Genomic DNA, 16,700 nt, shown 5'->3' with positions numbered 1-16,700 from the left:
GCCGGCGAGGCGCCCGAGGGTGCGTCGGCGGTCGCCATGGAGGGCAACGCGCTGGCCCTGCCCTTCGAGGACCGGTCGGCCGCGGGTCAGCCCCAGGTCGGCCCCGCGTCAGCCGCGGAAGGACGCGGGCCGCTCCGGCGACGCCGCGGCGAGCGCCCCGACCACCGCGTCCACCCCGCCCCGCAGGCCGTAGACGGGGGTGTCGGGCTGCTGGCGCCAGGAGTCGTCGATCCCGCCGGCGTCGACGGTGTCGAAGCCCAGCTCGTCGATCAGGCCGCGGACGACCTGCTTGGCCGCCTCGTCGTCCCCGGCCACCGGCAGGGCCATCCGCTCCGGGTCGCCCTGCGGGCGCGGCCGGCCCAGGATGTCCTCCGCATAGGTGCCGTTGAAGGCCTTGATCACCGGGTGGCCGAGGTGCCGCTCCGTCCAGCGGCTCTCGGTCAGGCCGTCGTCCTCGATGCCGGCGATCCGGCCGTCCCGCTGCTGCGGGTAGTAGTTGCCGGTGTCGATCACGGCGACGCCCTCGGCGGCCTCGTCGAACAGGCCTGACGGCAGGTCCGGCACGTTCTTCAGCGGCACGGTGACCACCACCACCCGGGCGCCGCGGGCCGCCTCCGCCGCGGTGACCGGGGTGGCGCCGGTCTCCTCGGCGAGTGCGGCGAGGCTCTGCGGGCCGCGCGAGTTGGCCACCGCGACCTCGTGTCCGAGCGCGGTGAGGCGGCGGGTGAGGTTGCCGCCGATGTTGCCCGCGCCGATGATGCCGATCTTCATGAGTGTCCCTCCGAACCGCCCCGGCCGGGGTCGTACCGGCCGCTCGTCTCTGGTCGTGCCTGGCTCCAACCCCGGACCGGGCGCGCCTATTTCCGGCACCCGGCGGTTTCCGCCGAACGGGTCCCCGCCCCCCGGGCGCGCAGCCTTCCCCGTGGCGGAGCCTCCCCCTCCGGCGGTCCAGACCACTCCCCCGCCGCGAAAAGGATCGGCCACGAACGGCAGAATCCGGCCAACCGCAAAAATTCCTTCACCTGTTCGGAACTGGAGCTGCTGTGCGCCCGACTGCTGTACCGGACCCCGCCGCCGAGGCGGCGTCCGGCACGCAACGGGGAATCGGAGGAGAGCCATGTCAGCGCAACAGCCGCTGGCCACCGGAGGCCTGACCAAGGGCCAGGCACAACCGGCGGACCGGTGGAGCCTGGTCGTGGCCGCGGGGCTGCTCTCCTTCGTGGCGATGCTCGACATGAACGTGGTCAACCTGGCCCTCACCGACATCGCGGACGGCCTGCACGTCTCCCCGACCACCGCACAGTGGGCCGTGCTCGGCTACCAGCTCCCGCTGGTGGCCCTGCTGCTGCCCGCCGGGCGCTGGCTCGACCAGGTGGGCACCCGCTCCGCGCTGCTGCTGGCGGTCACCTGCTTCGCGGCCTGCAGCGTGCTCGCCGCCCTCGCCCCGTGGGCGGGCTGGCTGGTGGCCGCTCGGCTCGCCCAGGGCGCCTTCGGCGCGGTGCTGTTCGTGCTGATGCCGGTGCTGGCCGCCACGGCCGTCCGGCCGGAGCTGCGCGGACGGGCGATGAGCGTGCCCGCCACCCTCGGCCCGCTCGGCGCCGTCACCGGGCCCGTCCTCGGCGGCGTGCTGCTCGACCACGTCGGCTGGCGGGCGATCTTCCTGGTCAAGCTGCCGATCTGCCTGGCCGCGCTGGTGATCGCATACCGGAACGCCCCGCGCGGCGGGCGGCTGCGGCTGCCCGACCGGGGTTCGCTCGGCGACGCCGCCCTGATCGGCTCGGCGGTGGCCGCGGTGCTGCTCGGCCTCACCCTCGCGCCCGACGCACCGGTCTGGCTGCTGCTGGCGCTGCCCGCCGCACCGCTGGTGGTGTTCTGGCTGCGCCGCCCCGGCGGGCGGCCGGTCGCCGGCGTGCTGCGCGAGTCCCGCACCGCCGCCGTCAACGGCTCGGTGCTGGCGCTCGCGGCCGGCTTCGCCGCCAACCACTACCTGCTCGCCCAGCACCTGCGCCGGGACGACGGGATCAGCGCCACCACCACCGCGCTGACCATGCTGGCGTTCCCGCTCGGCATGGTGGTGGCCGGCCGGTTCGGCGGGCGGCTGGCCGACCGCTGGGGCGCCCGGCCGACCGCGCTGACCGGCGCGTCCGTCACCGCCTTCGGCATGCTGCTGCTCGTCCCGCTGGACGGCGGCTGGTCGCCCCTGGACATCGCGTGGCGGCTCGCGCTCGCCGGCGTCGGCATGGGCCTCAACGGCGGCCCGGTCCAGGCGCTGGTGATGTCCGCCGCCCGGCCCGAGCAGCTGGCCACCGCCGGCTCGGCCGTCCAGCTGGCCCGCAGCCTCGGATTCGCCCTCGGACCGGCGCTCGCCACGGCCGCCACGCTGTTCGGCGACGCCGCCGACACGGGCGCCCGGGCCGGACTGGTCCTCGCCACGCTGGCCGCCGTCACGGCCGTGGCCCTCCTCTCCCTGCACCACCGCACCGTGAGCGTCACCCGCACCGACCGCGCCACCGGATCCGCCGGGGCCACCGGCACCACCGGTGGCGCCCGGTCCGCCGGCCCCACCGGAACCCCCGGAACGGCCGGCGCCGCCAGTACCGACCGCACCGACCGCGCGGGTCGCTGACGAACAGTCACCCCGTGCGCACCACAATCCCGACCGGAGGAACACCCGCATGACCGACACCGTCCACGATCCGACCACGGGGAGCCCGGCCGACGACGCGCCGCGGTGCCCGTTCGGATACGACCGGCTCCCCGATCCGGTGCCGCTGCTCGGCCCGGAGTACAAGAGCGACCCCTATCCGCTCTACCGGCAGATGCGCCAGGCCGGCCCCGTCCACCGGGTGAAGTTCCCGAGCGGCATCACCGCCTGGCTGGTCACCGGCTACAAGGCCGCGCACGAGACCCTCAACGACCCGCGCCTCGGCAAGAACCACTCCCTGGGGAACGAGGGCTGGCGCAAGCTCGCCTCGATCATGCCGGAGCCGCAGCACTCCCAGCTGCAGGTCCACCTGCTGCACCAGGACCCGCCGAAGCACACGCAGATGCGCAGACTGGTGCTGGACGCCTTCACCCCGCGCCGGGCGGAGGCGCTGCGTCCGCGCATCCAGGAACTCGCCGACGCCCTGGTCGACGAGCTGCCGGCGCACGGCGGCGCCGACCTGGTGGCCGGCTTCGCGGCCCACTTCCCGTTCCGGGTGCTCGCCGAGGCGATCGGCCTGCCGCAGGAGCTGGCCGTCCGCTTCGACCGCGACTGGGGCAAGGTCGTGCAGCCGGTCGGCCCGCTCGACCCGGGACGCCCCGCCTACGAGGGCCGGCTGCGCGGCCTGCAGGGCTACATCGCCGACGTGGTGGCGCACAAGCGCGCCCACCACGACCCGGCCGGGCCCGACGTCGACCTGCTCGGCCGGCTCGTCGCCGCCTGCGACGCAGGCGAGTTGAGCCCCGAGGAGCTCGACTCGATGGTGTTCCAGCTGCTGGTCGCCGGACAGGAGCCGGTGACCAACCAGATCACCACGATGCTGATCACCCTGCTGCGCCGCCCCGGGCAGCTCGCCGGGCTGCGCGACGGCATCGCCGCCGACCCGGCCCTGCTCACCCGCGCGATCGAGGAACTGCTGCGCCACGACTCCGCGTTCGAGCTCACCACCTGGCGCTTCTTCGCCGAGGACAGCGACCTGCACGGGACCGCGGTCCCGGCCGGCGACTCCGTGATCGTCTCGCTCTGCGCGGCCAACCGCGACGACGAGCAGTTCCCGGACGCCGACGTCCTCGACTTCGACCGCTCCCCCAACGCCCACCTGGCCTTCGGCCACGGCATCCACTACTGCCCCGGCGCCGCGCTGGCCCGGGTCGAACTCCAGGTCGCCATCGGCACCCTGCTCGCCCGGCTGCCCGGGCTGCGTCCGGCCCGGACGCCGGGCGAGGAGATCGACGCGCTCGCCTGGGTGCCCGCCGTCCTCGCCCGGGGGGTGAACAGGCTGCCGGTCGACTACGACGAGCGGGTCTGAACCCGCCCGATTCCCCGGCCATCCCCCCTCAGCGTCCCGGCGACAGCGCCGGGGCGTGGCTACGCCTGCCCAGAAGCCCGCATTCCGTTCCGTGGAGGACCACCATGCCGCCCGCCGGCACCGTTTCCGCCGAGTCCCAGAACCTCGACCAGTCCGCTTCCGTCGAGCAGTCCGCATCCACCGTCCCGTCCGCCTCCGCCGGGCAGTCCGCCGGCGCCCGGGCCGGCGCGGTCACCGACCCGCAGGAGGTCGCCCGCATCTCCGCCGGGATCGTCGACCTGCTGCTGCCGCACCGCCGCGCCTCCGACCCCGAACTGGACGCCACGCCCGCCGACTTCCCGCTCCAGCTGGAGCAGTTGGCCGACTTCATCACGGCCGGGGACCGGATCCTGTTCACCCTGCCCGGCTTCCCGTGCAAGTCGCCCAACCTCGCCAAGGTGCTCGGCCACCTGCCCGACGAGGGCGAGCGCCTCTCGCTCACCTTCCTCAACGGGCTCTGCGAGGAGATCGGCAAGCTCTACGCGCCCGGCGCGCAGATCCTGATCTGCTCCGACGGGCACATCTTCGGCGACCTCATCCACGTGCCCGACGACCACATCGACGAGTACTCCGACGAGCTGTCCGCGATGATCGAGCGCGAGGGCCTGACCCACCTCGCCACCTTCGACCTGCGGGCCGTCCTCGGTGACCTGCCCTTCGACGAGAAGCGCGCCCGGGTGCACGCCCAGTACGCGCCGACCAAGGAGGAGCTGCGCGAGCAGGTGATGACCGACGAGGAGACGCTGAAGCTCTACCGCGGCATCACCCGCTTCCTCACCGAGGACACCTTCGGCTTCGAGGGCACCAAGTCCGCCCTGCAGCGCGACTGCCGCCAGCGCGCCTACGGCGTCATCCAGCGCAGCCGCGCCTGGGGCGACCTGATCGCCGAACAGCACCCGCGCTCGTTCCGTCTCTCCATCCACCCGCAGAAGGCCGGCGTGCTCAAGTTCGGCATCCGGCTGCTGGACCACGCCGACGTGTGGATGACGCCGTGGCACTCGTCGGTGCTCCACCGCCCCGACGGCGGCTGGGAGTTGCTGCGCAGCGACGACGCGGCGAGGGCCGGCCGCCTGGTCGAGCGCAACGGCCGCCCGAGCCACTACGAAACCTCCTGAGGCTGCGTCAGCCCCACAGCAGGAGCAGGAGCTTCCGCAGGCTCCGGCGTGCCGGGGAGCCCCGGAGGCCCCTGGCGCGTCCGCAGCCCCGGAAGCCCCGGAAGGTCTGACGACGAGGCGGGCGTGCGGTGATCGAACGCGATCAACGGGTCACCGGTGAGCGGGTGTTCGACCACCGCCGCCCGCACGCCGAACACCTCGGCGAGCAGCTCGGCGGTCAGGACGTCGCGCGGCGCCCCGGAGGCCACCAGGGTGCCGCGGTGCAGGACGTGCAGCCGGTCGCAGACCGAGGCCGCCGCGTTGAGGTCGTGCAGTGCGACCAGGGTGGTGCGGCGCTGTTCCCGCAGCAGCGCGAGGAGTTCGACCTGGTGCCGGACGTCCAGGTGGTTGGTCGGTTCGTCCAGCACCAGGACGTCCGGCTGCTGGGCCAGGGCCCGTGCCAGCAGAACGCGTTGGCGCTCGCCGCCGGAGAGCTGGGCGAACCGCCGGCCGTCCTCCGCCGCCATCCCGACCCGCTGCAGTGCGTCGTCGACGATCCGGTGGTCCTCGGCGTCGTCCGCCGCGAACGCCCGCTTGTACGGGGTGCGGCCCATCGCCACCACCTCGCGGACGGTCAACTCGAAGTCCCCGCCGCGTTCCTGGGGCAGCGCCGCGATGTGCCGGGCGGACTCGCCGGGGGTCAGCCCGGACAGCTCCCGGCCGGCCAGCAGCACCCGCCCGGCGCTCGGCTTCAGGTGCCGGTAGACGGTGCGCAGCAGGCTGGACTTGCCGCTGCCGTTCGGCCCCACCAGCCCGGCGATCTCGCCCTCCTTGGCGACCAGGTGGACGCCCGCCACCACCGTCCGCCCGGACAGGGTGACGCTCAGGTCCTCGACCGCGATCCTCAATTCCGCTCCAGTCGTCGGTCCAGCAGGTAGAGCAGGGTGGGTGCGCCGAGCAGGGCGGTGACGACGCCGATCGGCAGTTCCTGGGTGTCCAGCGCGGTGCGGGCGAGGGTGTCGACGACGACCAGCAGCACCGCCCCGGTGAGGGCGGAGAGCGGCAGCAGCCGGCGGTGGTCGCCGCCGACCAGCAGCCGGCACACGTGCGGGACCATCAGTCCGACGAAGCCGATCGCCCCGGAGACGGCGACCAGCACGCCGGTCAGCACGCTGGTGACGACGAAGATCTCGCGGCGCAGCCGGGTGACGTCGATGCCGAGTCCGGCCGCGGTCTCGTCGCCCATCAGGAGGGCGTTCAGCCCCCGGGCGCGGGCCTGGAGCAGGGCCAGCCCGAGGGCCACGGCAGCGGCGGGGACGGCGAGTTGGGCCCAGACGGCGCCGCTGAGGCTGCCCATCAGCCAGAACAGGACGCCCCTGGTCTGCTGTTCGTCGCGGGTCTGCAGGACGAGGTAGCTGGTGAAGCCGGTGAGGAACTGGCCGATGCCGATGCCGGCCAGGACGAGGCGCAGCGGTGAGAAGCCGCCGCCGCGCCGGGCCAGCAGCCAGACCAGGGAGAACGCGGCGAGCGCGCCGAGGAAGGCGGCGAGCGAGATGGTCAGGCCGAGGGCGCTGCCGAAGGCGAGTTCCAGGCCGAGCCCGCTGCCGAGGACGATCACCGCGACGGCGCCGAGGGAGGCGCCGGAGGAGATGCCGAGCAGGTAGGGGTCGGCGAGCGGGTTGCGGACGAGGGCCTGGACGGCGGTGCCGACCAGGCCGAGCCCGGCTCCGACCATGGCGGCCAGCAGGGCACGGGGGACGCGCAGCTGCCAGACGATGAGGTCCCGGGTGCCGGGGTCCGGCGTCCGGCCGGTGAGCCGGTGGGCGACCACCGACCAGACCTCGCCGGGCGGGATGTCCACCGACCCGAGCGAGACGGCGGCGGTCAGCGCGGCGACCAGGGCGAGGAGGAGCACGGCCGCGAGCGGCCCGGCGCGCAGGGTGCGCGTCCGGGGCCGCTCGGCGGTGGTGGTCGTGGTGGCCGTTGCCACGGTCTACTGGCCGTTCTTGACGAGGGTCGGGTGGACGGTGGCGGCGATCTGCCGGACGGTGTCGGCGTTGCGGACCCCGGCGATGGTGGTGGCCTCGGAGCCGATCCGCAGGAACCTGCCGTCCTTGACGGCCTTCAGGCCCTGGGTGGCGGGGAAGCCCTTCAGGAAGGCCTCGGCCTCGTCGAAGGCCTTGCGGGTCTCCTCCTCGGTGCCGCGGGTGCGGACGGCGAGCTGGATCCAGTCCGGGTTCCTGGCGACGACGTCCTCCCAGGAGACCGGCTTGAAGTCGGCGTCGCAGTCGGCGAAGACGTTGCGGGCGCCGGCGAGGGTGATCACCGCGTTGGCGACCTGCCGGCCGCAGGCGGCGACCGGCTGCTTGGTGCCGGCGTCGAAGTCGAAGAAGAAGTAGCCGGGCCGCTGGTCGGCGGGGACGCCGGCGGTCGCGGTGCGCACCTCGCCGATCTGCTGCTCCATCCCGGCGACCAGTTCCTCGGCCTTGGTGCCCGTGCCGGTGACGGCGCCGAGCCGGCGGATGTCGTTCTCCACCTCGGCGAGGTCGGTGCGCGGTCCCTTGGCGGCCTTGGGCGTGCCGGCGCAGGCGGTGGAGAGGAGGAAGACGTGCTTGATGCCGGCCGCGGTGAACTCCTCCTCGCTCGGCCCGGCGCCCGCCGCGCCCATCATCGGCATGGCGCCGAAGGCGTCCACGTAGAGGTCGGCGCCGGAGCCGAGCAGCTTCTCCTTGGCGATGCCCATCTCGCCCAGCACCGGCACCTTGGCGGCCTGGTCGTCGATCGGCGCCGGCAGGCCGCCCTTGCCGGGCGGGAATCCGGTGCCGATGACGCGGTCGCCCGCGCCGAGCCGGAGCAGCATCTCCAGGCCGGCCGCGTTGCTGGTGACGATCTTCCGGGGCGCCTGCTGGACGGTGGTCTCCTTGCCCGCGCAGTCGGCGACCTTCACCGGGAACGCGCCGGCGGCGGCCGGCTTCCCGTCACCGCCGCCGTTCCCGCCGTCCGTGCCGCCCCCACCGCCGCTTCCGCAGGCCGTGGCGAACAGGGCGACAGCGGCCGCGATACCGCAGAACACGCGAGGGCGCATGACAACTCTCCTGGTCAATGGTCGTGCTCGGGCCCGTCCAACGAACCCGGACCAGGTAGTCGGCCACCGCCCCCGCCCGGTTCCCGGGACTTTGTGCGCTGTTGGGGCGGCGGGGGCGGGCCCCGTCAGGCGCGGCGCCGCTTGGGCCGGGGCGGCGGGCCGTCCAGCCGCTCGAAGGCCAGGCGCACGGCGAGGCGTCCGGCCTCGTGGAACGACCGGTCGCGCGAGTCGACCGCGTGCACGGCGGTGCGGCGCACCACGACGGCCACCGCCACCCTCCCCCCGGCCGTCCGGCCGGCCAGCTCCTCCTGCATGCCGGCGGCCAGGGCCGCGTGGAAGCCGGCCAGGTCGCCGGGCTCGGGGGAGCCGCTCACCGTGGCGTCGCCCGCCACCTCGAAGGCGAAGCCGTCCTCCCAGGGCTCGAAGTCGACCGTGACGTCCGCGAGGTCGGAGGGGCAGCCGGCCTGACGGGCGTACACGGCGCGGACGTCCCGGACCGGACGGGGAGGGAAGGCCGGCGGTTCGGGGTGGGGCGTCGTCGGTTCGGGCAGGAGGCCCGCCGGTTCGGGCAGGAGCGTCGTCGGCTCGGGCAGGGGAGTCGACTCGGAGAGGGGCGTCGGCTCGGGCGGGGCTGTCATCGGCGCGGCGTCGTCCATGGAGTGACGGTAGTCCACCTCCGTCCGCGGGGCTGCCGGGAACCGCGGCGGAGGCGGTGCTTGACGCCGGGTTCCGGGTGGGCCCAGGGTGATCGGGTGGCGCCGCACGTTCTCCCTCCCCGTCCTCCGTCCGCTCCTCCGCCGGACGACCTCGGGCTGCCCGTGCCGCTCGGGCCGGGGCCGGTCCGGCGGGTGGTGTCGCTGGTGCCGTCCCTGAGCGAGGCCGTGGCCGCCAGCGCGCCCGGGCTGCTGGCCGGCGTCACCGACTGGTGCACGCACCCGGCCGGTCTGACGGCGGAGCGGATCGGCGGCACCAAGAACCCCGACGTGCGCCGGATCCTGGCCCTCGCCCCGGACCTGGTCGTCGCCAACGACGAGGAGAACCGCCGTCCGGACCTCGACGCGCTGCGGGCGGCCGGAGTACCGGTCTGGGTCACCGACATCCGCACGCTGGAGCAGGCGTTCGGCTCACTGGACCGGCTGCTGACCCTCGGCTGCGGCCTGCCCCGCCCGGCCTGGCTCGACGCCGCCGAGGCCGCCTGGGCCGGCGTCCGTCCGCTGCCGCGGCCCCTCCGCGCCGTCGTGCCGGTCTGGCGCCGGCCCTGGATGGTGCTCGGCCGTGACACCTTCGCCGGCGACCTGCTGCGCCGCCTCGGCGTCGAGCTGCTCCACGCCGGCCACCCGGACCGCTACCCGGCCATCCCGCTGCCGGAACTCCTCGCCGCCGAGCCGGAGTTGGTGGTGCTGCCGGACGAGCCCTACCGGTTCACGGCGGCGGACGGCCCGGAGGCGTTCCCCGGCGTCCCGGCGGCCCTGGTCAGCGGGCGCCATCTCACCTGGTACGGCCCGTCGTTGGCGGAGGCACCGGAGGTGCTGGCGGCCCAGCTGGACCGGCGGGTGCGGCAGGATCCGTCGGACGGGCCCTGAGGGCGCAGGCGGCGGTCCGCACCCGGGGAGTTTCGTACCGGACCGTGTCCGGGCCCCGGGCGCCGGTGCGGTGATCCGATCATCGTAGGATGTCGCCCTCTCGCCGGGTAGGCCGGTGAACGCAAGGGGGAGCGGAATCCTATGAAGGTGCGTGCTTCGCGGCAGGCGCTGGTACTGGTCTCGGCGGCGGCCGTGTCCACGGCGCTGCTCACGGGCTGCGGCAGCAAGAAGGCGGACGACACGGCCGGGGGGACGCCGACCACGGCGGCGGCCACGACGGCGGACGCCTCGCCGTCCGCGGCACCGGCCGACACCGCCTCGGCAAGCCCGACGGCCAGTGCCAGCCCGAGCGCGAGCGCCACGCCGTCCGCGACCGGCAGCAAGTCGGCCAAGCCCAGCCCCACCGCCTCGGCCAGCACCACCAAACCCGGCACCACGAAGCCCGCCGACCCGGCGGTGCCGAAGGTCGCACCGGCCCCCGCCCAGCCGGTGGTCGCCCCGGCCCCCGCGCCGACCCCCAAGCCCGGGCCGGTCGCACCCCCGCCGCCGCCCGCGCCGGCCACCCCGCACGTCCCGCCGCTGCAGAGCGGCTGCACGCCGAGCAAGCCGCAGCCCGACGAGCCCAAGGAGACCGTCGCCGCCGCACTCGCCGCGGCCGCAGGCCAGTCCCGCACGCTCTACCTCAGCAGCGGCGGCACCGACAAGCTCCCGCCGCTGCCGGCCAACCTGGTCAAGGCGATCGCCTGGCAGGAGAGCGGCTGGCAGTCCGGCATCCTCGCCTGCGACGGCGGCATCGGCACCATGCAGGTCATGCCGGCGACGGTGAGCTGGATGAACAGCAAGTTCAAGACCGACTCCGACCCCAAGACGCTGAACGGCAACGTCCAGCTCGGCTCCCAGCTGCTCGACTGGCTGGTCGCCTACTACGGCGACTCCTCCTTCGGCGGGAAGTACGACCTCGCCCCCGACCCGGCCACCGGCAAGACGCCGCTGCTCGACCTGGTCATCGCCGCGTACAACGCGGGCGCGGGCAACGTGCACTACAACACCGTCACCGACCCCGCCACCGGCGCGACCACGGGCAGCCTGGTCATCCCCAACCCGAGCTACGTCGCCAACGTCAAGGCCCTGATGTCCAGCGCCCCCTGGAACAAGGCCGGCTGAGCCCGCCACCCGGGAACGGACACGAGGAAGGGCCCGGTGGGGCGGCGCGTGCCGCCCCACCGGGCCCCTTCGTCCTGCCGTCGCCTGCGCGTCAGCCGCGAGCGGCGGTGACGGCGGCGCCCAGCGCCTCCTTGATGCGCGGACCGAGCCGGGCGAAGCCCAGCTCCTTCATCGCGGCCCGCAGCAGCTCCTCCTCGCTGCGCTCCACCCCGTCACCGTCCACCCACCGCACCACGGCGAGCAGTTCGTCGGCGGAGTAGGCGGTCACCGGACGGCCCGGCGTGAAGTCGGGCTTCTCCGGGCGCCCGGCCGGAGCCTCGGGCTTGGCCTCGGCGGCCGGCTCGGGCTTGGCAACGGGCTCGGGCTTGGCCTCGGGCTCGGGCTCGGGCTCAGCGGCCGGCTCCGTAACGGGCTCCACCTCGACGACGGGCTCGGGCTCCTCGGCCACCACGGCCTCGGGCTCGGGCTTGGGCTCGGGCTCTTCGGCGGCGGCCGGCTCGACGTCAGCCTCGACGGCGACCTCAGCCTCGACCTCGGCAACGGGCTCAACCTCAGCCTCGACCTCGGTAACGAGCTCGACCTCGGGCTCCACCTCGGCAACGGGCTCGACCTCGGCGGCCGGCTCGGCGACCTCGACCTCGGCAACCGGCTCCTCGGCGGCGACCGGCTCGACCTCAGCCTCCACCTCGGCGAGGCCCTCGTCCTCGGCTACGACCTCCGCAACCGGCTCCGCGACCTCGACCTCAGCGGCGACCTCGACCTCGGCCACCTCGACCTCGGCAACGGGCTCCTCGGCGGCGACCGGCTCGACGTCAGCCTCGACAGCGGCCTCAGCCTCGACCTCGGCAACGGGCTCAACCTCAGCCTCGACCTCGGCGGCGACCTCGACCTCAGCGGCCGGCTCGGCAACCTCGACCTCGGGCTCCACGGCCACAACCGGCTCGACCTTCGCGGGTGCGACGTCGACCAGGTCGTCGGCGGCCGGGGACGGCGCCGGGAGGTTGATCACGAGCGGCTTCGCCTCGGCGGGCTCCTCGGCCGTGAGCTGCTCGGCGGGCTCCTCGGCCGCGACGTCCGACGCGGCCTCCGGCTCGGCGGTGACCTCGTCCGCAGCGTCGGCGTCGGCCTCGGCGTCGGCAACGTCCTCGGCCTCGACGGCGGGCTCAGCCTCGGTCGCAGGCTCGATCTCGGTCTCGGTCAGGGCCTCCGGCTCGGCCGCGGCCTCGGCGGTGACCTCCGGCTCGACGGTCCCGGCCTCGGCCTCGACCTCGGCGGCCTCCGCCTTCACCTCGACATCCGCCTCGGCCTCGACCGCCGGCTCCTCCCGACCGGTCAGGCCGTCGCGCTGGCCGCCGGCCAGGGCCTGGCGGGCGTTGTAGGCGGCCTCGGCGGCGCGGCGGTCGGCGCGGGCGTCGGTCAGTTCGGCGAGCAGCTCGCCGAGACCGGCCTCCTCCAGCGTGGCCCGCAGGGAGCGGATGGTGGGGAGCCGGTAGAGGGTGCCCTCGTCGGCGGCGAGGCGCTCGACCAGGTCGATGAGCTCGCCGAACGGCAGCGCGTCGAGGTCGTGGCCGGGCAGCAGGCGGGCGAGGTCGCGCAGACCGGTGCCGATGGCCTCGAAGGCCGCCGCGGTGTGTTCGGCCAGGGCGCCGTCGGCCGGCGGGACGGGCAGGGTGCCGGTCGGGGAGAGGACGGCCCAGGCGCGGCGCTCGACCTCGGCGGAGGCGAGGGCCTCGTGCAGGTCCTCGGGGCCGGCCTTGCGGCCGCCGACGGCCAGCGCGGCGGCCTGCTTCCGCAGCGACCGCACCTTCAGGAACGACAGCTTGACGCCGCGCTCGCGGCGCCAGGCGCGGTCCGCGGTGGCGGCGACGAGCGCGTCGAGGTCGGCGTCGTACGCGGCGCCGATCAGGACGGTGGAGGTCTGGTGGACGCGCTGGAGGGTTTCGGCGAACAGGCCGGCGATGGCCACCGTGCCGGGCTCGTCGAGCTTGGCGTCGGCGGCGAGGGCGGTGACGGCCTCCCAGGTCTGCTGGAGGTCGCGGCCGCGCAGCTCGGCGAGGACGGTGGAGGCGGCGCGGGCGTCCTCGGGGGTGGCGACGGTGTCGACCGCGGCGTACCAGGCGTGGGTCTCGGCGCTGAGGGTGAAGGCGCCGAGTTCGGCGTAACGGCCGAGGTCGTCGCGGAGGTCGCTGTCCGCCGCCTGGCTGCGGGTCTGCTCCAGGTCCGTGGCGTCCGTGGCGTCGTTGGCGTCGGTGGCCTTGCTGGCGGCGTCGGCGGCGTTGGCACCGGCGGCGTCGGCCGCGTCGGTGTTGCGCGAGTGAAGCACTGTCATGTGAGGTCCGGTTCTGAGCGACTGCGGCGGGGCGGGCGGCGAGGGGGAGGCGGACCGGGTACGCACCGAATGCCCCGGCGGAAGGGGCTGGGGGGTGCGCGGTCGGGCTGCCGGTTGTGGAGGCCAAGAATACGGGTGCCCGTTCGAGCCTTGCACGCACCCACCGCCCAACGGACCGGTGTGGCGTCGCACACCGCCCGGCCGGCCGCTACCCGGGAGGGCCGGGCGGGTGGTGCGGCGTGGGGCCGGGCGGGTGTCCGGGCCGGCGGGGCAGGCCGTCCAGTGGCACGGTGCGGGAGCGGCGGCCGGGCGGCGGCCGGAAGCCGGAGCGGGCGAGGGTGGTGAGACTGACCGGCGCCAGGTACTCGTGCAGCGCGGTCCGGTGCCACCAGGCGCCGGTTTCGCGCAGTTCGCGCCAATCGGTGAACCGGTAGAGGTGGAGGGTCGCCCGGACGTGGGTCGGCGGGGCGTCGGGGAAGGGGTTGTGGCGCAGCAGCCGGAGGGTGTCGGGGTCGTTGGCGAGCAGCCTGGCGACGAAGGGCAGGAACCAGGGCCGGGCGTAGGCGGGCGAGATGCCGGCGAACCACATCAGCCAGTCCAGGCGCAGGTGGTAGGGGGCGTACTGCCGCGGGAGGCGGCGCACGTCGTCGGGTTTGCCCTTGAAGCCGTACTCGTGCCAGACGGTGTGCCGGGTGACGACCGGCTCGTCGGTGCCCTCGACGACGACCTCCTGGCGGATCCGGTTGACGCTGCCGAAGGCGCCGTAGGTGTTGACCAGGTGGAGGCGGTTGAAGGAGCGGTTCATCACCTGGCGGCGGGAGACCATGTTCCGTACCGGCCAGTAGCTGAGGACGGCGACGGCGACGGCCAGGGCGGTCACCAGGACCTCGAACCAGACGGGGGTGCCGGCGTAGGTGCGCGGGTGGACCGGCAGGCCGAGCCGGGCGGGGTCGACGGCGGCGAGGGCGAGCGTGATGGTGAGCCAGTTCAGCCAGGCGAAGTTGCCGGAGGCGACCAGCCAGAGCTGGGTGGCCACGATGACGCAGGCCGCGTAGGTGGGGACGGGCTGCGGGAGGAGGAGGCCGACCGGGACGACGAGCTGGGTGACGTGGTTGGCGGCCGCCTCCACCCGGTGCAGCGGGGCGGGCAGGTGGTGGAAGAACCAGCTGACCGGGCCGGGCATGGGCTGGGTCTCGTGGTGGTAGCGCAGGCAGGTGAGGTCGCGCCAGCAGCTGTCGCCGCGCAGCTTGATCAGTCCGGCGCCGAACTCGACCCGGAAGACCAGCCAGCGCAGCAGCCAGAGCACCAGGAGGGGCGGGGCGACGTCCTCGTTGCCGAGGAAGGCGGCCAGGAAGCCGGCCTCCAGCAGCAGGGACTCCCAGCCGAACGAGTACCAGGTCTGCCCGACGTTGACGATCGAGAGGTAGAGCACCCAGAGGAGCGCCCAGAGGAGCATCGACGCCCACAGCGGGACGGCGTCGCCGAGCCCGCCGACGAGGGCGGCGGAGAGCGCGGCGCCGGTCCAGGCGACGGCGGCGAAGAAGCGGTCGCTGTAGTGGAGGTGGAAGAGGCCGGGGGCCTGGCGGAACGGCACCCGGTCGAGGAAGCGCGGGACGGGGAGCATCCCGTCGGCACCGATCAGGGCGCGGAACTGGGCGGCCGCGGCGAGGAAGCCGGTGAGGTAGACGGCGGCCAGCAGCCGTTGCACGAGCAGCCTGCTCGACCAGTACTCGGGGGCGGCGAACCAGTCCATGCGGCCCATGCCTACCACCGGCCCGGACCGGCGGGCCGCCGCGCCGGTCCGCGACGGCGGCGGTTCACCCGGGCGGCGCGCCGCGGCGCCGGCCCGGGCCCGCCGCCTCGGTGGCGGACGGGCCCGGGTGGTGGCCGGTTCAGGTCGCAGCCGGGCTCAGGCGGTCGCCGGGCTCAGGCGGTCGCCGGGGCGGCCGGGGTGAGTTCCAGCTCCTCCAGGGCGCGCACCAGCGGGGCCAGCTCCGGGAGCTCGGTGGCCTTCGCCAGCGTGGCCTCCAGGGTCGCGTCGTGCACCGGACGCGCGGCCTGGAGCAACTCGCGGCCTTGCGGGGTCAGTTCGGTGTAGATGCCGCGCCGGTCGTCCGCACAGAGGTAGCGGCTGAGCAGCCCCCGGTCCTCCAGCCTGGTCACCAGACGGGTGGTCGCGCTGCTGCTCAGTGCCGCCGCGCGGGCCAGCTGCTGCATCCGCATGTGCCAGCCGTCCTGCCGGGAGAGGGCGTCCAGCACCGTGTACTCGACCACCGAGAGCCGGTGCTCGGACTGCAGTGCCTTCTCCAGCGCCGCGTCGATGAGTCCGTGCAGCGCGGCGAGCGTACGCCAACCGCCGGCGCGGACCTCGGCGGCATCGTCGTGGATCCCCATGGCTCGCCCTCCCGTTCCCGTCTGTTCCCGGTCCCGTCGCGCCCTGCGGTGCGACGTCGTCCCGACCTCCCAGTATGCCACTCGACGCTTTTTATCTGCCTGTGCAAGTACTTCCTCACGGCTCCGGTACGGTCTGTGCCCAGCCGCCTGCGCACAGCGCCGAGGCCAGTGCCTCCGCGTAGCAGGCCGCCGCCACCCAGGCCGCGGTGAACGCGTCGTGGTCGTCCGCCACGATCCGGCCGAAGACGTCCCTCGGCTGGTCCCCCGCCGCCGCCCGCAGCCCGTCCAGCAGCGCCGCCCCGGTGGCCAGGCCCGCCGCCTGCAGCCGGACGACGTCGGCCCCGGTCGTACCGGACCCCAGCGCGAGCGTCTGCCGCCCGCCGGTGACGGCCTGCTCGACCCGGCGGGTGAGCAGGTGCACGGGTGCGTCGGGTGCGTCGGGTGCGTCGGGTGCGGCCGCGGGCGCCCCGGGGAGCGACGGAGGGAGCGCCGCCGGGGGCGTCCCGGGGAGGGCGAGGTCGGCGGTCTGGAGCCGTTCCAGGCCGAGGTTGACCCGGTCCGCCCGGTCCGCGGGCAGGGCCAGGCCCGGCTCGCCCGTGCCCCACCCGCCCGGGGGCGTGCCGGCCGCGAGCAGCCGCAGCTCGGGGCGGGCGGCCCGTTCCAGGCGGCCGATCACCCGCAGACGCAGCCCGGGCGCGGTCGCGAGCAGTGCCAGGTTGCCGCGGTACGCCAGGCCCGGGTGGTCGTGCGCCGCACGCAGCGCCAGCACCAGACCCCCGCAGTCTGCGAGCAGGTGCGGCACGCCGGCCGGACCGTACGGCGCGGCGCCGAGCAGTGTCACGTCCAGGAAGAGCAGGTCGCTCCCGGCCGGCCGGCTCTCGTACGGCAGCGCCGCCGCCGACAGCGCCCGCGACGGCCTGCACCTCAAGCCCGCGGCCGTCCGCGACACCTGCGACGTGGTGATCAGCAACGTGCTGGTGATCGACGCGGTGCAGGGCG

The 16,700-nt window shown here is 74.9% G+C and carries 13 protein-coding genes and 1 pseudogene; 5 read left to right on the top strand and 9 right to left on the bottom strand.

What is annotated here, in order from left to right:
- Positions 1-108 precede the first annotated feature (108 nt).
- Positions 109-771, bottom strand: coding sequence for an NAD(P)-binding domain-containing protein (locus ABZ885_RS22510; protein WP_360191353.1), 663 nt, complete (start codon positions 769-771; stop codon positions 109-111).
- A 346-nt stretch (positions 772-1,117) separates the two neighbouring features.
- On the opposite strand from ABZ885_RS22510, the gene ABZ885_RS22505 reads away from it, so the two are divergent.
- From ABZ885_RS22505 to ABZ885_RS22495, 3 genes are all read left to right on the top strand, one after another.
- Positions 1,118-2,626, top strand: a complete 1,509-nt coding sequence (locus ABZ885_RS22505) for an MFS transporter (RefSeq protein ID WP_360191350.1) — start codon at positions 1,118-1,120, stop codon at positions 2,624-2,626.
- Positions 2,627-2,675: 49 nt separating this feature from the next.
- Entirely contained in the window at positions 2,676-4,013 is a 1,338-nt protein-coding gene (locus tag ABZ885_RS22500; RefSeq protein WP_360191347.1) for a cytochrome P450, read from the top strand.
- A gap of 104 nt (positions 4,014-4,117) precedes the next feature.
- A complete protein-coding gene (locus tag ABZ885_RS22495) occupies positions 4,118-5,167 on the top strand; it encodes an isocyanide synthase family protein (protein WP_360191345.1) in 1,050 nt (349 codons plus the stop codon).
- Here the strand turns inward: ABZ885_RS22495 and ABZ885_RS22490 are convergent.
- From ABZ885_RS22490 to ABZ885_RS22475, 4 genes are all read right to left on the bottom strand, one after another.
- A complete protein-coding gene (locus ABZ885_RS22490; RefSeq protein ID WP_360191343.1) occupies positions 5,152-6,054 on the bottom strand; it encodes an ABC transporter ATP-binding protein in 903 nt (300 codons plus the stop codon). The two genes, ABZ885_RS22495 and ABZ885_RS22490, sit on opposite strands and share 16 nt — an antisense overlap.
- Positions 6,051-7,136 carry an iron ABC transporter permease gene (locus ABZ885_RS22485; RefSeq protein ID WP_360191340.1) on the bottom strand — a complete coding sequence of 362 codons (1,086 nt, stop codon included), beginning with the start codon at positions 7,134-7,136 and terminating at the stop codon, positions 6,051-6,053. The genes ABZ885_RS22490 and ABZ885_RS22485 overlap by 4 nt, the downstream gene beginning before the upstream one ends.
- A gap of 3 nt (positions 7,137-7,139) precedes the next feature.
- A complete protein-coding gene (locus ABZ885_RS22480) occupies positions 7,140-8,231 on the bottom strand; it encodes an ABC transporter substrate-binding protein (RefSeq protein WP_360191337.1) in 1,092 nt (363 codons plus the stop codon).
- Positions 8,232-8,356: 125 nt separating this feature from the next.
- A complete protein-coding gene (locus ABZ885_RS22475) occupies positions 8,357-8,887 on the bottom strand; it encodes a hypothetical protein (protein ID WP_360191335.1) in 531 nt (176 codons plus the stop codon).
- A gap of 204 nt (positions 8,888-9,091) precedes the next feature.
- On the opposite strand from ABZ885_RS22475, the gene ABZ885_RS22470 reads away from it, so the two are divergent.
- Both ABZ885_RS22470 and ABZ885_RS22465 read left to right on the top strand, forming a co-directional pair.
- Positions 9,092-9,814 carry a helical backbone metal receptor gene (locus tag ABZ885_RS22470; protein ID WP_360191332.1) on the top strand — a complete coding sequence of 241 codons (723 nt, stop codon included), beginning with the start codon at positions 9,092-9,094 and terminating at the stop codon, positions 9,812-9,814.
- Between the two features lie 141 nt (positions 9,815-9,955).
- Positions 9,956-10,978 (top strand): lytic transglycosylase domain-containing protein, encoded by a 1,023-nt coding sequence (locus ABZ885_RS22465; protein ID WP_360191330.1) that lies wholly within the window; start codon positions 9,956-9,958, stop codon positions 10,976-10,978.
- Positions 10,979-11,069: 91 nt separating this feature from the next.
- Here ABZ885_RS22465 and ABZ885_RS22460 read toward each other — a convergent pair whose 3' ends face one another.
- The 4 genes and pseudogenes from ABZ885_RS22460 to ABZ885_RS22445 form a co-directional block, all read right to left on the bottom strand.
- On the bottom strand, positions 11,070-13,307 hold the full coding sequence (locus ABZ885_RS22460; protein ID WP_360191327.1) for a hypothetical protein: 2,238 nt from the start codon (positions 13,305-13,307) through the stop codon (positions 11,070-11,072).
- A 208-nt stretch (positions 13,308-13,515) separates the two neighbouring features.
- Positions 13,516-15,060: a lipase maturation factor family protein gene (locus ABZ885_RS22455; RefSeq protein ID WP_360191356.1), complete on the bottom strand. Its 1,545-nt coding sequence runs from the start codon at positions 15,058-15,060 to the stop codon at positions 13,516-13,518.
- A 173-nt stretch (positions 15,061-15,233) separates the two neighbouring features.
- Positions 15,234-15,701 (bottom strand): MarR family transcriptional regulator, encoded by a 468-nt coding sequence (locus tag ABZ885_RS22450; RefSeq protein WP_360191326.1) that lies wholly within the window; start codon positions 15,699-15,701, stop codon positions 15,234-15,236.
- A gap of 115 nt (positions 15,702-15,816) precedes the next feature.
- Positions 15,817-16,700 (bottom strand): annotated as a pseudogene (locus ABZ885_RS22445) (hypothetical protein); the annotation flags it as partial.

The organism is Kitasatospora sp. NPDC047058, assembly GCF_040643935.1.
Taxonomy (GTDB): domain Bacteria; phylum Actinomycetota; class Actinomycetes; order Streptomycetales; family Streptomycetaceae; genus Kitasatospora.
The sequence above is the reverse complement of the archived record's forward strand: the minus strand, read 5'-3'. Positions and strand labels throughout refer to the sequence as shown.